The sequence below is a fragment of the Serratia sp. BW106 genome (assembly GCF_002607755.1).
Taxonomy (GTDB): Bacteria; Pseudomonadota; Gammaproteobacteria; order Enterobacterales; family Enterobacteriaceae; genus Serratia; species Serratia proteamaculans.
Map to the genome: position 1 here is coordinate 1 of NZ_MCGS01000031.1, position 12,591 is coordinate 12,591.

General features: G+C 52.8%; 16 protein-coding genes. 4 read left to right on the forward strand and 12 right to left on the reverse strand.

Annotation, left to right across the window (positions count from 1 at the left end):
- Positions 1–36: 36 nt before the first annotated feature.
- Positions 37–957, reverse strand: a complete 921-nt coding sequence (locus BEI65_RS20040) for a Kdo(2)-lipid IV(A) acyltransferase (RefSeq protein WP_099064821.1) — start codon at positions 955–957, stop codon at positions 37–39.
- A 274-nt stretch (positions 958–1,231) separates the two neighbouring features.
- Between BEI65_RS20040 and BEI65_RS20045 the strand changes: the two genes are divergently transcribed.
- Complete coding sequence (locus tag BEI65_RS20045; RefSeq protein ID WP_099064822.1) at positions 1,232–1,393, forward strand: histidine kinase; 162 nt, start codon at positions 1,232–1,234, stop codon at positions 1,391–1,393.
- A gap of 17 nt (positions 1,394–1,410) precedes the next feature.
- On the opposite strand, the gene BEI65_RS20050 is transcribed toward BEI65_RS20045, so the two are convergent.
- Positions 1,411–2,508: an NADH:flavin oxidoreductase/NADH oxidase gene (locus tag BEI65_RS20050; RefSeq protein ID WP_099064823.1), complete on the reverse strand. Its 1,098-nt coding sequence runs from the start codon at positions 2,506–2,508 to the stop codon at positions 1,411–1,413.
- Positions 2,509–2,716: 208 nt separating this feature from the next.
- Here BEI65_RS20050 and BEI65_RS20055 point away from each other — a divergent pair, with 208 nt between their 5' ends.
- Complete coding sequence (locus BEI65_RS20055) at positions 2,717–3,784, forward strand: rhodanese-related sulfurtransferase (RefSeq protein WP_099064824.1); 1,068 nt, start codon at positions 2,717–2,719, stop codon at positions 3,782–3,784.
- Positions 3,785–3,825: 41 nt separating this feature from the next.
- On the opposite strand, the gene BEI65_RS20060 is transcribed toward BEI65_RS20055, so the two are convergent.
- On the reverse strand, positions 3,826–4,404 hold the full coding sequence (locus BEI65_RS20060) for a YceI family protein (RefSeq protein ID WP_099064825.1): 579 nt from the start codon (positions 4,402–4,404) through the stop codon (positions 3,826–3,828).
- 23 nt (positions 4,405–4,427) lie between these two features.
- Positions 4,428–4,982 (reverse strand): cytochrome b, encoded by a 555-nt coding sequence (locus BEI65_RS20065; RefSeq protein ID WP_099064826.1) that lies wholly within the window; start codon positions 4,980–4,982, stop codon positions 4,428–4,430.
- 424 nt (positions 4,983–5,406) lie between these two features.
- On the opposite strand from BEI65_RS20065, the gene BEI65_RS20070 reads away from it, so the two are divergent.
- Positions 5,407–6,459 carry an AI-2E family transporter gene (locus BEI65_RS20070; RefSeq protein WP_099064827.1) on the forward strand — a complete coding sequence of 351 codons (1,053 nt, stop codon included), beginning with the start codon at positions 5,407–5,409 and terminating at the stop codon, positions 6,457–6,459.
- Here the strand turns inward: BEI65_RS20070 and BEI65_RS20075 are convergent.
- From BEI65_RS20075 to pyrC, 8 genes are all read right to left on the reverse strand, one after another.
- Entirely contained in the window at positions 6,446–7,423 is a 978-nt protein-coding gene (locus tag BEI65_RS20075) for a zinc-dependent alcohol dehydrogenase family protein (RefSeq protein WP_099064828.1), read from the reverse strand. The genes BEI65_RS20070 and BEI65_RS20075 overlap by 14 nt on opposite strands.
- A 3-nt stretch (positions 7,424–7,426) precedes the next feature.
- Positions 7,427–7,543 carry a DUF2770 family protein gene (locus BEI65_RS20080; RefSeq protein WP_037423894.1) on the reverse strand — a complete coding sequence of 39 codons (117 nt, stop codon included), beginning with the start codon at positions 7,541–7,543 and terminating at the stop codon, positions 7,427–7,429.
- Positions 7,544–7,676: 133 nt separating this feature from the next.
- A complete protein-coding gene (locus BEI65_RS20085) occupies positions 7,677–8,303 on the reverse strand; it encodes a LuxR C-terminal-related transcriptional regulator (RefSeq protein ID WP_099064829.1) in 627 nt (208 codons plus the stop codon).
- A 226-nt stretch (positions 8,304–8,529) separates the two neighbouring features.
- Positions 8,530–9,645, reverse strand: a complete 1,116-nt coding sequence (gene solA / locus BEI65_RS20090) for an N-methyl-L-tryptophan oxidase (protein ID WP_099064830.1) — start codon at positions 9,643–9,645, stop codon at positions 8,530–8,532.
- A 143-nt stretch (positions 9,646–9,788) separates the two neighbouring features.
- Positions 9,789–10,043: a biofilm formation regulator BssS gene (bssS, locus tag BEI65_RS20095; protein ID WP_012006318.1), complete on the reverse strand. Its 255-nt coding sequence runs from the start codon at positions 10,041–10,043 to the stop codon at positions 9,789–9,791.
- Between the two features lie 199 nt (positions 10,044–10,242).
- Positions 10,243–10,521 carry a hypothetical protein gene (locus tag BEI65_RS20100; protein ID WP_099064831.1) on the reverse strand — a complete coding sequence of 93 codons (279 nt, stop codon included), beginning with the start codon at positions 10,519–10,521 and terminating at the stop codon, positions 10,243–10,245.
- Positions 10,522–10,658: 137 nt separating this feature from the next.
- Positions 10,659–10,898, reverse strand: coding sequence for a DNA damage-inducible protein I (gene dinI, locus BEI65_RS20105; RefSeq protein WP_099064832.1), 240 nt, complete (start codon positions 10,896–10,898; stop codon positions 10,659–10,661).
- 77 nt (positions 10,899–10,975) lie between these two features.
- Positions 10,976–12,025 carry a dihydroorotase gene (gene pyrC / locus BEI65_RS20110; RefSeq protein WP_099064833.1) on the reverse strand — a complete coding sequence of 350 codons (1,050 nt, stop codon included), beginning with the start codon at positions 12,023–12,025 and terminating at the stop codon, positions 10,976–10,978.
- Positions 12,026–12,249: 224 nt separating this feature from the next.
- On the opposite strand from pyrC, the gene BEI65_RS20115 reads away from it, so the two are divergent.
- Positions 12,250–12,537 carry a putative quinol monooxygenase gene (locus BEI65_RS20115; RefSeq protein ID WP_099064834.1) on the forward strand — a complete coding sequence of 96 codons (288 nt, stop codon included), beginning with the start codon at positions 12,250–12,252 and terminating at the stop codon, positions 12,535–12,537.
- The last annotated feature ends 54 nt before the right edge of the window (positions 12,538–12,591 follow it).

A 12,591-nucleotide genomic window follows, 5' to 3' on the forward strand; every position in this document is an offset into this window, starting at 1 on the left:
TAAGTGAACGGTGTTAGCCGTGCGGCGGGTTAGCGGTCAGTACAGTGAGGGTTCGCCTTCCGGACGAGTTTTAAAGCGGCGATGCAGCCACATGTACTGATCCGGTGCCATCAGGATCTCCTTCTCCACCACCTTGTTCATAAAGGCTGCGGCCTCGAACTCATTATCCAGCGGGAAGTTTTCCACCGCCGGCTGCATGATCAGTTCGTACCCTTTGGCGTCCGGCAGGCGGCGTGGGGTAAAAGGAATAATCGCGGGTTTACCCATTCTCGCCAGTATGTAGCTGCCGGTGGTGGTGGCGGCTTTCTCCACGGCGAACAGCGGGGCGAACACGCTGCTGCGCGGACCGTAGTCGTGATCCGGGGCGTACCAGATGATGTCGCCCTGTTTCAATGCGCGGATCATGCCTTTAACGTCTTTACGGTCCAGCATCGATTTGTTGGAACGCATGCGACCCCAGGTTTGCAGCCAGTCCATCAGCTTGTTGTCGTGCGGCCGGTAAACGCCGATACCTGGGTTATGAATGCCAAAGATCCGGGCACCGAGCTCCAGCGTCAGGAAGTGCAGGCCGATCAGCAGTACACCCTGATGGTTGTCTCGAGCCTTCTGAATATGTTCCAGCCCGCTGACCTGGAACCAACGCTCGATACGCCAGTTTGGCCAAAACCACGCCATGCCGGTTTCAAATAACCCCATGCCGACGGACTCAAAGTTCTGAACCACCAGTGCATCACGCTCGGCCTGTGGCATATCAGGGAAGCACAGCATCAGGTTACGCTGGGCAATCTCCACGCGGCGTCTGAGAAAGCGCATGGAAAAACGACCCAGCGAGGTGCCAAGGCGATAGATAATCGGGTAAGGCAGCAAGACCAGCAGATAGAGCAAACCGATGCCGATCCAGGTAAGCCAGTAACGCGGATGCAGTAAAGAGCGATTAAAAGAAGGAACTTGAGTCATGTGTTCTCAGCTTAGAAGCAGTCATTTAATGATAATAACAGAATGATGGGAGGGCCAGTTCTGCACCGGAGCCTTGACCCTGCACGATTTTCTGCCGTTTATAACCGACTATTGTGGCATTTTTATCGCACAACGTGAAAAGGCACCGCATTAAAACATCATTTTTAATGATAAACGGATATAAGTTGGCCAATAATTCGACAGAACCGCTCTAAAGGATAAAATCCGTAAGCGACAGACGCGTATTATACCGCGCAATTATTCAGGGGGTTTTATGTTGGCATCATGGTTAAGTGCGGGACTATTGGTTACCGGGGCATTGCTGGGCAGCCTGGGGGCCCACCTGCAATTTAATCCGTTGCTGGCGGTGTCGGGCGTCGCCCTGTTGGCGGGGATCGTGATTTCCGGTTTTACCGAATGCCGGGGCGGGCGCTGAGCCTCACCCCGGTTTCCTCAGCCGTTTTTAAACAAGCCTTTTAATACGTGCGGTTCAGAGCGCCAATATTGCGGCGGTGCACTGACCTTTTCACCCAGTTTAGCGGCGGCGTGCCAAGGCCAGCGTGGGTTGTACAGGATGCCGCGAGCCAGCGCGATCATATCCGCCTGCCCGGTGGCGACAATCGCTTCCGCCTGCTCCGGCTCGGTAATCAGCCCGACCGCGATGGTGGGCAGCCCGCTTTCCCGCTTGATGGTTTCGGCGAACGGTACCTGATAATTAGGGCCCACCGGGATCTTCTGCTGTGGTGAAAGGCCGCCGCTGGAAACGTGAATATAGTCGCAGCCCTGCTGTTTCAGCGTTTTTGCCAGCGCAACCGACTGCTGCTCATCCCAACCCCCCTCGACCCAGTCACTGGCGGAAATACGTACGCCGAGTGCCTTGTGCGCCGGGAACACGGCACGCACTTCAGTGTAAATTTCCAGCAGCAGGCGCATGCGGTTTTGCAATGAGCCGCCGTACTGGTCGTTGCGCTGGTTAGCCAACGGTGAAAGGAACTGGTGCAGCAGATAGCCGTGCGCGCCATGTAACTCAATCAATTCAAAACCGAGCCGGTCGGCGCGTTTTGCTGCGTCAACAAACTGGGCTTTCAAGCGTTCAATCTGTTCCAGGCTCATTGCCGCGGGAGACTCATCCTGCTGGGCGAAGGGGATCGCGGAGGCGGAGAGCGTCTGCCAGCCACCGTTGGCGGCATCAAGTTGACCACCGCCTGCCCAGGGGACAGCGCAGGAGGCTTTGCGCCCGGCATGGCCCAGTTGAATACCCAGTGGCATGGTGGCGTGTTTTTTCACTGCCTGTACCACCTCCGCTAACGCCTGTTCGGTTGTGTCGTCCCACAGGCCGAGATCGTTGGGGGTAATACGCCCTTCAGGCGCTACCGAAGTCGCCTCTACAATCAGCAAACCGGCACCGGACAATGACAGGTGCCCGAGATGCAGGGTATGCCATTCGGTGGCTTTGCCGTGTTCGGCGGAATATTGGCACATGGGTGCGATAATAATACGGTTGGGTAAACTCAGTTTTCCCAGCGTTATCGGGGTAAATAGCTGACTCATGACGTCCTCCAGATCCGTGGTAAATAGGGGATAAGCTCCCACTAGGAGTATCGGGATTTGTGAACAGCGTCAAGTTTCCAGCGCTTCACCTCATCGACGGGTTAATGCTGTTTTGAGCCACATTTTCGGGTATTATGTGCGCCGCGCGTGGGCCTGCGGTCGGCGCGTGTTCAAATCAGTCACCTCCCGAAAGACAGGAAAGTACACCATGCCAGTGTTACATAACCGAATTTCTAATGAGGAACTGAAGGCGCGCATGCTGGCGGAAACCGAGCCGCGCACCACAGTTTCTTTTTATAAATATTTCACCATCGAAGATCCCAAAGCGTTTCGCGACAGCCTGTACGTTCAGTTCGACAAGCTGAAGGTGTTTGGCCGCATTTATGTGGCGAAAGAGGGGATCAACGCGCAAATCAGCGTGCCGCAGAATAAGTTTGAGGCGTTCAAAGCCGCGCTGTTTGCCTCGCATCCGGCGCTGGATCAGGTGCGTCTGAATATCGCTCTGGAAGACGATGGAAAATCCTTCTGGGTGCTGCGCCTGAAGGTGCGCGAACGCATCGTTGCCGACGGTCTGGATGATGAGAGCTTCAACCCGGCAAACGTCGGTGAGTATCTGCAGGCCGATCGCGTTAACCAGATGATTGACGATCCGGATACGCTGTTTGTCGATATGCGTAACCATTACGAGTATGAAGTCGGCCACTTTGAAAACGCTATCGAAGTGCCTTCAGACACTTTCCGTGACCAACTGCCGATGGCGGTTGAGATGCTGCAGGACAATAAAGACAAAAATATTGTCATGTACTGCACCGGCGGTATCCGCTGTGAAAAAGCCAGTGCCTATATGTTGCATAACGGCTTCAAGAATGTCTATCACGTGGAAGGCGGGATTATCGAGTATGCACGCAAGGCCAAAGAGCAGGGGTTACCGCTGAAGTTTGTCGGCAAAAACTTTGTGTTTGATGAGCGCATGGGCGAGCGGATTTCCGACGACGTGATCGCCAATTGCCACCAGTGCGGTGCGCCTTGCGATACTCACACCAACTGCCTGAATGACGGCTGTCACCTGCTGTTTATTCAGTGTCCGAGCTGTGCGGCCAAATTTGAAGGCTGTTGCAGCGAGATCTGCCGCGAAGAGTTGAAGTTGCCGCGTGAAGAACAGCGTGCGCGCCGTGCCGGCCGCGAAAATGGCGTCAAGATTTTCAATAAGTCGAAAGGGGTATTGCAGACCACGATGCACATTCCGGCACCGGAAGATGAAGGCCCGGCAAGCTGAGCCAACAGTAAGCGCGGCAGCCTTGCCGCCGCGCTTCGATATTACTTCGCGCGAACGCCTTCCACAGAAATAATCAGCTCCACGTCCTGCGATGCCGGGCCGAGATCGGTGGTGATGCCAAAGTCTTTCAACTTGATTTTGCCGTTGGCTTCAAAGCCTGCACGGTAGCCGCCCCATGGGTCATTGCCCTGGCCGATCAGTTTGGCGTCCAGCGTGACCGGTTTGGTCACGCCGTTCAGCGTCAGGTTACCGACCACCGCATAGCCTTCGCCGTTCTTTTTCACTTCAGTGGATTCAAATGTAGCCTGCTTGTTCTTTTCCACGTTCAGGAATTCGGCGCTGCGCAGGTGTTTGTCACGCTCAGCGTGGTTGGTATCGACGCTGGCGGTGTTGATCGTGACGTTAACCTTGTCCTTGGACGGATCTTTTTCGTCGAAGGTGAAGCCGCCGTCAAAATCCTTGAAGGTGCCGTACAGCCAGCTGTAACCCAGGTGTTGGATGCGGAACTCGATAAAGGCGTGTTGACCCTGTTTGTCGATCTTGTAGTCAGCAGCCAGCGCGGAACCAGCGCTCAGCAGCAGTGCGCCTGCGGTCAGGCCCAGTACGGTTTTCTTCAACATAGCAATCTCCATAAATCCAAAGGTTAATCGGCGCTGCTACCCAGCATCCGTTTCAAAGTAACATCACGATCAACAAAGTGATGTTTAAGCGCAGCCAGACCGTGCAATACCGAAAGCACTACCACGACCCAGGCCAGGTAAAGGTGGATGGTACCGGCCGTATCGGCCTGTTCCGCCATACCGGTGACGGTAGCGGGGATATCGAACCAGCCGAAAACGCTGATCGGTTGACCGTCGGCGGTCGAAATCAGGTAGCCGCTGATCAGGATACTGAACAGCACGACATACAACGCCAGATGGGCGAGGATTGCGCTCACGCGGGTAAACCGGCTGTAGCTGGCCAAAGGTTTGGGCGGCGGCGAAACAAAACGCCAGACGACCCGGACCACCATGACGATAAACAGCAGCGTGCCGATGCTTTTATGTATCTCTGGTGCCTGGTGATACCAGACATCGTAATATCCCAGTGTGACCATCCATAGGCCCAGGGCAAACATGCCGTACACCGTCAGTGCAACCAGCCAGTGGATCAGCACTGAAATATGACCAAAACGGTTGGCGGTATTTTTCCAAAGCATCCTGTTTCCTTACCTTCCTGATTTTCTGGCTGCAATAATTAAACTTTAAGAAACATAAAATCAATAATAAATTTAACTATGTTACTTCTTAATAATATTAATCAGAGAATTTGGCCGAGATAGCGGTAAGTTAGTCAGTGAAATCGTCGAATTGATGACTGCGGGACGATTATTGATTTTATCTTATTGATTGAAATAAAAAGGTTTTATTTATTAGTGTCAGCTTTTGTCATTTTACGTAAATACCCTGAGTTTTTTCACAAATAAACCCTAGTCAAGATTGCCGATTATTTCCAGCCGAGGTTCAGTAAAACGGCGATTTTTATTCTCCCGGTAATAGCTCTGCGACGTGACCTCAGAGTTTGCTAACATACCACTCATCTGATGGCCCGCTGGGCCAGCGCTATTAACGCAAAGGACATGTATGGGCCGAACCCTGTTGACCGATCGCAGCCTGCGCCTGGCGATTATGCTGGCGATGTTGGTGATTATTCTTGCCGGTGTTAAAGCGGCGGTGGATGTTGTGGTGCCTTTCTTGTTGGCGCTGTTCCTGGCCATGGTGCTGAATCCGCTGGTGACACAGCTCGAACGCTGGCGAATACCTCGCGCACTGGGCGTGACTTTGTTGGTGGTGGCCGTGGTGGTGGTGCTGATGTTGTTTGTCGGCGTGTTGGGAGCATCACTGAACGAGTTTGCGCGCTCGCTGCCGCAGTACCGCGGCATGATGCTGGAAAAGCTGAGTGAACTGCAGCATTACGCCGATCGCTTCAAAATCACCATTTCCACCGAGGCGATGTTGCAGTATGTCGATCCCAGCGCGGCGATGAACCTGATCACTCGCCTGTTGAGTCGATTCTCCGGCGCGATGACCAATATCTTCCTGCTGCTGATGACCGTGGTATTTATGCTGTTTGAAGTACAACTGCTGCCCTACAAATTGCAGCAGGCGCTGGATAAACCGAGTGAAGGCATTGCCAACATTCAACGCGCGCTGGATGGGGTCACTCGTTATCTGTTGATCAAAACGGCGATCAGCCTGGCGACCGGCATCATTGTCTGGGCATTCCTGGCTGTTGTGGACGTGCGCTTTGCCTTTATCTGGGGGCTGCTGGCGTTTTTGCTGAATTACATTCCCAATATTGGCTCGGTGATCGCCGCCGTTCCTCCGTTGGTTCAGGCCCTGCTGTTCAACGGTTTTGGCGATGCACTGGTGGTGGCTGCGGGCTTTATCACTATCAATCTGGTGATTGGTAACATGCTGGAACCGCGGGTGATGGGACGCGGACTGGGGTTGTCCACGCTGGTGGTATTTCTGTCATTGATTTTCTGGGGCTGGCTTATGGGGCCGGTGGGGATGTTGTTGTCGGTTCCCCTGACCATTATTACCCGTATCGCGCTGGAGACCACCGAGGGTGGGCATAAACTGGCGGTGATCCTCGGTGACGGTCAGCCGGGCAAACAGGTTACTCCGGAGTAAAGAACACTTTCCCCTGGGTCTTGCTGGTGGCGGCATGTTGCAGCGCCAATTTATAGTGCCGCAGTGGGTAGATGGCTGCCGGGGGACGTAACTCCAGTTGTCCACGCCTCAGCAAGTGGAAAAGCTGTTGGAACGCCGCCTGCCACTGAGCTGGCGTTGCCTGTGCATTCCATTTGCGCAGGTGGAACAGTGAAGTACGCAAGCGCAGTTGCTGAGCAATGTACTGCCAGTCAACCTGTTGGTTACTCAGTAATCCCAGGGCAACAAAGTCACCCTTGGCGCTGACTGAACGCGCCAGATGCAAACCCTCTTCTCCGCCGACACAGTCAATCGCCGCCCGTGCCGCATGGCCTGTGAGTTGTTGCAGGCTATACTGTTGCAGTAAATCCTCAGGAAGAACCCGCCAGGCACCGGCATTCAACAGCGCCTGTCGATGGGCTGTATTACGTACTACCACGGCCAATTTAATTCCGCGCAGCGCCGCCAACTGACAGAAAAGCAGGCTAATCGCCGATCCTCCACCGTTAATCAGCAGAATGTCGCCAACCTCTAGCGGTAGCCACTGCGTCAACAATACCCAGCAGGTGAGTGGATTGATGTAGATTTGCGCCGCGCTGACGTCATCAATATCGTCCGGTAGCCAAATGACTTTATCCTGGTCGAGCGTGATAAAGGTTTGCCAACTGCCATTCCCCCTGACTGCCAGTGCGCGTCTGCCGGTCGGTTGCCCACGGGGATCTACCACCACGCCAATACCTTCATAGCCTGGGACCTGGGGCAGGGCGATACGGTGTGCATACTGACCGTAGATAGGGATCAGATCGGATGGATTGATCGGGGCATAGCGCATCTGCAGCAGCAGTTGATGGGATTGTGGCCTGGGAAGATCGGTCTGTTCCAGGGCAATGACCTGTTCCGGGAGGCCAAAACGGCTAAAGCGTAAACGGGGAAAAGTAGGCGACATGAATTAAGGGATAAAGAAGAAATAGACGTCCAGCGCTAACAACACCAGCCACAGGCAGATATACAGCACCAGATGTTCACGCACATTGTTGACGATCGCCGACAGTATTTTGTTTAGCATTCTCAGCAGCCAAAAGATAAGGACAGGCAGAGTATAGATTTTTGCGGGCGGCGTTAATACCGTCGAGAGGGCAAAGCGTGCAGCAGAGGCAAATTAAAAGGAAAAATCAGCCTGCTTTGGCGCAGGCTTTGGATTATACCGCCAGCAGGGACAGTGACAGTGGGCTGGTGGGGACGCTTGGCGGATAGAAGTACCGCAGCACGTTATACAGCGAATAAAACTCCAGCCGATTGCGGGCGTTGATTTTTTCGGTGATATGACGCTTGTGAACATAAACCGTATGCGAACTGATTTGCAGCTTTTTCGCGATGCGGTAATTGGGCATTTCTGCCATCCAGTGCTTCATCACCGTCAGTTCTTGCGGGCTGAACAGTGAATGTTCAACGCTGCAATCCATCAGTGACACCGGTTTTTCGCGCATCATGCGCAACGTCACCGGCAAAGTGGCTTTATTGAACAGGAAAGCATGATCGGCGATGCGCATTGGCGTTTCGCTGTAGGGGTAAGGCGTATCCAGATAAATAAACAACAGTGCCGATGAGGTAGCCTCAATAAAGGCCTGCAGTTGAGCATCATCTTCACTATGACGGCAATGTTTGGTCAGGTTTACCAGAATGTGACTTGGTCGGTAGTGGTCCAGCAGGGGGGTTGCCTGTTCCAGGCTGTGGCAACATTTTACCTGGGCGAAAACATTGTCAGTAAAATAGTTATCGATACCGACCCGAGTGAAGCAGCATTCGTCCACGACAAGCAGTTTCATGGTGACGTCCTTGTTGTTCGAAGAAATAGCAGGGGCATATCAGCTGTAAAATAGAACTTACACCAGGGGGGATCAATTCGGAAATCCGGATACTTACCCCAGAAATTTCCGTTGAAATATTTTTAACAATATATTTCAGATCGTTATGATAGTTTTGTCATGTAACTAAAAAATGTAACCGCAACCCGCGCGGGTGGGCGGGTGCGATTAAGTTAACGGGAAGGGGTTAAGCAAAGCGTTTCAGAGAGAAGGGAGCGATGTCCACCGGTGGGGTTTTATCTTCAGCAAACAGCGCAGCGATCTCACCTAACACACTGGCAAACTTGAAACCATGGCCGCTCAGACCGCTGATGACCATTAAACGATCGCATTCTGGCAGAGTATCGATAATGAAATCTTCATCTGGACTCATATCATAACTGCATGCTTCACCGTGTAAACATACCCCTACACCCGGCAAAAATTGGCGCAGGAAGTGGAAAACTTCGGTTCCATCAGTGGTGAAACTGCCAAATGGTTTGCGTTGCTCCGGTGTCTCCATCGGTTGGCCACCATCGTGTTTGCCTATTTTCAACCCGTCTTTATCGGCAGGGAAACCGTAATAATGGTTGCCGTCCTGTGCCTCGACGGTAAATGCCGGAAAACGGTTGTTGACGCTGTAGCGGCCATCCGCCTGATGCCAGGAAAATACCTTACGCAGTGGGGCTATCGGTAACTCTGGCAGCAGCGCTTTTACCCAGGTTCCGGCGGTGACCACCGCTTTACGGCCCTGAAAACGGCCTTCAGGGGTGACCACTTCAACACCACCCTCGATCGGTTGCACTGCGCTGACAGGGCAATTGAATAATTGTCCGCAGCCGGCATCTTTAGCCAATTTAATCAGGCAGGCAATGGCCTGCTCAGAGCGCAGGAACCCGGCGTCTGGCTCAAATACGCCGACGTAACCTTCCGGTGCATTGAATTCTGGCCACCGCTGGTTAATCTGCTCTGCGTTAAGGTTTTGCGTATTGAGGCGGAATTTTTGCGCGCTGTGCTGGGCGTTGTTGATAAACTCAGAATTCTGCGGCCCCATGTTCAGAACGCCGCAGTCCTGGAACAACTCTTCGCCGGTTTGTTTAATCAGGCCGTTCCATAAAGCCTGAGCGCGCAGGATCAACGGCACATATTTTTCGCCTTCGCCGTAGGCATGGCGGATGATGCGGGTATCGCCGTGGTGGCTGCCGTTACGGTGTGGGGGCATCGAGCTGTCGATCATTAATACTTTCAGGCCGGACCGTGTTGCATAGTAACCTGCCGCCGCGCCGACCGAGCCGCTGCCCACAACAATTAAGTCATATTCCACGTGCCATCCCCTCTCTGTTATAGGTTTCTTATTTCTTTATGATAAAAGGTTGGGCGCTGCAATGCACCCGTTGCGCGGTTCGCAGGCAAAGAAAAAGGCGCCAGAGATAATCGCTGGCGCCTTAGGCATTTTGGTACAGTGAATTAGTGCTTTTTACGATCAAGGTCCTGGTAATCCGTTGCTTCAATCTTGGCGATGCCGGCTTCTAATATATTGATTAATTGACGTGCGACATCTGTGGTTAGCCAAAGCGTTCTGTCTACTTGGGCGTCTTCGGGTGTCTGATCTCGTGAAGACAGGTAATGAAGGCGTATCATCATGGCGTCATAAGCGTCGACAGTACTGATATCCCAACCAACAAGCGGGTGTGTCTGAATTACTTCATCATTTCTGTCCATAAAGACCCCTTATTGAGTAGTGACTACCGTGAGTGACTAACGAGGATCAATGCGGCCCATCATCATGTGAGCAATTACAGTATACGCATCTGGCTACGGCGGTGGAGAGTTTCCCACCTTCTTTTGTAAAATAATTATTTAATTGAGTGATTATTCTACACGTCGACTCGCAAAACCATGCGGAGGAACGAGATTAGATTCATTCAACATCAGGGGGCCGCGGAGTACCCTGTAGCCGTTTTTCCAGCTCGGCGGCCAGATGGGCAAAGTGCTGTTGGGTTTCGGCATCACGACTTTGATTTTGCGATTCGAGCTTCAGACTGTGAATTAATAATTGATTGGCTTTGTCATCCAGGCCAAAGGCCAGATAGGAAAATGCCACTTCCAGCACGCTCAAACGTCGCTTTTGATCGGCAATCAGCGCCAGTAGTTCGCCAAAGGTCATCGCTTCTTCGGTTTTTACCTTGTCCGGGGCCATGTCAAATACCTCCTGTTAAAGCATTCAGTACAGACCAGATAAAGCTTTTCTTCCAGCAGAAAATTAAACTGCGTTGTGCTGGGCTTTAAATACAAAAAAGCCGGAGAGCGACCCCCGGCAAAAACTACATTGCAGTATTATTCTGCGCTAAACCAATCGTCAGCACTTTCCCAGGTTTCCTGGAGGATGTCCGCGATCAGATCTTTATCTGTTTTCAGGCCGCCCAATACCGAGAGCCCGTTGGAACCGGCATAACGCACCTGCACCAGGGTGTCTGGAAATTGGCGGTTTACCCGCTTGCTCAGCTCGCCGGTCAGAGCCTCGATGGCCCCTGACGGTAGCGGTTTGGTTTTATCTATAGTGACTTCAACACGCATAATTGCCCCCGAAGCGATTTACTGGATATTTATACAGTTAACCGTGTGCGGGGGCAAGAGGCTAGATTAAAAAAAGATTATTCTGCTGTCACTGACCAGCTCAGGCTCTCTCCGGCCAGGAATGGCACTACCGTTTCGCTGCCCATGACGATCTCTTCCGGTTGGCTAGTGGGTATGCGCTGCAGCTCGATGAAGTCGGTATTAACCGGCAGGCCGTAAAAACGCGGGCCGTTCAGCGAGCAGAAGGCTTCCAGATGCTCCAGTGCACCCAACTGTTCGAAAACGCTGGCGTAAGCCGGGATAGCATTGGGAGCGTTGAATACGCCGGCGCAGCCACAGCTTGATTCTTTACGGTGTTTGGCATGGGGGGCGGAGTCGGTACCGAGGAAGAAGCGATCTGAACCACTGGCAACGGCCTTACGCAGCGCGTCCTGGTGAATATTACGCTTGAGGATCGGCAAGCAGAACAGGTGCGGACGGATGCCGCCAACCAGCATATGGTTACGGTTAAACATCAGATGCTGGGGGGTGATGGTCGCGCCAAGAAAACGATTGCCTTCCTGCACGTACTGCGCCGCTTCTTTGGTGGTGATGTGCTCGAAGACAATTTTCAGCTCCGGGAACTGCCGGCGAATCGGCTCCATAACCTGCTCGATAAAGCGTGCTTCACGGTCGAAAATATCGACGGCGGCATCGGTTACTTCCCCATGAATCAACAGCGGCATACCCATTTTCTGCATTTGTTCGAACAGCGGATAGATGGCTTTGACATCGCTGACGCCATGGCTGGAGTTGGTGGTGGCGTTGGCCGGATACAGCTTGGCGGCGGTGAACACCCCTTGCTCGAACCCGTTAACCAGTTCAGCAGCATCCAGTGAATTGGTCAGATAACAGGTCATCAGCGGGGTGAAATCATGCCCCTGAGGGACTGCTGCCAGAATACGGTCACGGTAAGCGCGAGCGGCGGCGACGGTAGTAATTGGCGGAGCCAGGTTCGGCATCACAATCGCCCGGCCAAAGACCTGACTGGTATAGGGCAGAACCGTTTTCAGCATGTCGTCGTCACGCAGATGGATGTGCCAGTCGTCAGGGCGGCGGATTTTCAGGGCTTGAGGTTGTGCAGTCATGTTGCAAGGCTCCGGCGGTTAGATACGGGTCTACATAAAAGCGAATAATGGGGGTTATTCACGCCGGGGTGTAAGGATAAGCGGAAAGCGCTCGCGATGCATCTGTTTGTTCACGGCAAGTTGAAATCAATTGGCTATCAGGCGCATAGTGTCAGAGATTTTAATGATGCCTGCGCGATAACTGCCGGGTTATCAACATTAATCATGTGGAATGGGAGAGAGAAATGGAAGTACGTGTTATTGCCACCTTACAGGCGAAACCTGAATTTGTGTCCGCCGTCAGCGATGCGGTGCATGAGATTATCGATCCAAGCCGTCAGGAACTGGGTAATCTGCAATATGATTTGCACCGCGATCTCGAAAAGCCGGGCACTTTCGTATTCTTCGAGCGTTGGGCAAGCGCCGAGGCGCTGGAAAAACACAATGCCACCGAGCATTTTAAGCATTTCGTTAGCCAGATAGAGGGCAAACTGGATTTGCTGGATATCAAACAGTTGAAGAAAATTGCCTGAGCCGATTTATCGGCAATAAAAAACCCGCCAAATGGCTAACACCGATCGGTTAAG

Excerpts from the sequence above, each read along its gene's own strand:
- BEI65_RS20040 (WP_099064821.1), bottom strand. The coding sequence starts at position 957 with ATGACTCAAGTTCCTTCTTTTAATCGCTCTTTACTGCATCCGCGTTAC.
- BEI65_RS20065 (WP_099064826.1), bottom strand. The coding sequence starts at position 4,982 with ATGCTTTGGAAAAATACCGCCAACCGTTTTGGTCATATTTCAGTGCTG.
- BEI65_RS20045 (WP_099064822.1), top strand. The coding sequence starts at position 1,232 with ATGTTGGCATCATGGTTAAGTGCGGGACTATTGGTTACCGGGGCATTG.
- pyrC (WP_099064833.1), bottom strand. The coding sequence starts at position 12,025 with ATGACTGCACAACCTCAAGCCCTGAAAATCCGCCGCCCTGACGACTGG.
- bssS (WP_012006318.1), bottom strand. The coding sequence starts at position 10,043 with ATGGACAGAAATGATGAAGTAATTCAGACACACCCGCTTGTTGGTTGG.
- BEI65_RS20070 (WP_099064827.1), top strand. The coding sequence starts at position 5,407 with ATGGGCCGAACCCTGTTGACCGATCGCAGCCTGCGCCTGGCGATTATG.
- BEI65_RS20100 (WP_099064831.1), bottom strand. The coding sequence starts at position 10,521 with ATGGCCCCGGACAAGGTAAAAACCGAAGAAGCGATGACCTTTGGCGAA.
- BEI65_RS20085 (WP_099064829.1), bottom strand. The coding sequence starts at position 8,303 with ATGAAACTGCTTGTCGTGGACGAATGCTGCTTCACTCGGGTCGGTATC.
- BEI65_RS20055 (WP_099064824.1), top strand. The coding sequence starts at position 2,717 with ATGCCAGTGTTACATAACCGAATTTCTAATGAGGAACTGAAGGCGCGC.
- BEI65_RS20050 (WP_099064823.1), bottom strand. The coding sequence starts at position 2,508 with ATGAGTCAGCTATTTACCCCGATAACGCTGGGAAAACTGAGTTTACCC.
- dinI (WP_099064832.1), bottom strand. The coding sequence starts at position 10,898 with ATGCGTGTTGAAGTCACTATAGATAAAACCAAACCGCTACCGTCAGGG.
- BEI65_RS20060 (WP_099064825.1), bottom strand. The coding sequence starts at position 4,404 with ATGTTGAAGAAAACCGTACTGGGCCTGACCGCAGGCGCACTGCTGCTG.
- BEI65_RS20115 (WP_099064834.1), top strand. The coding sequence starts at position 12,250 with ATGGAAGTACGTGTTATTGCCACCTTACAGGCGAAACCTGAATTTGTG.
- BEI65_RS20075 (WP_099064828.1), bottom strand. The coding sequence starts at position 7,423 with ATGTCGCCTACTTTTCCCCGTTTACGCTTTAGCCGTTTTGGCCTCCCG.
- BEI65_RS20080 (WP_037423894.1), bottom strand. The coding sequence starts at position 7,543 with ATGCTAAACAAAATACTGTCGGCGATCGTCAACAATGTGCGTGAACAT.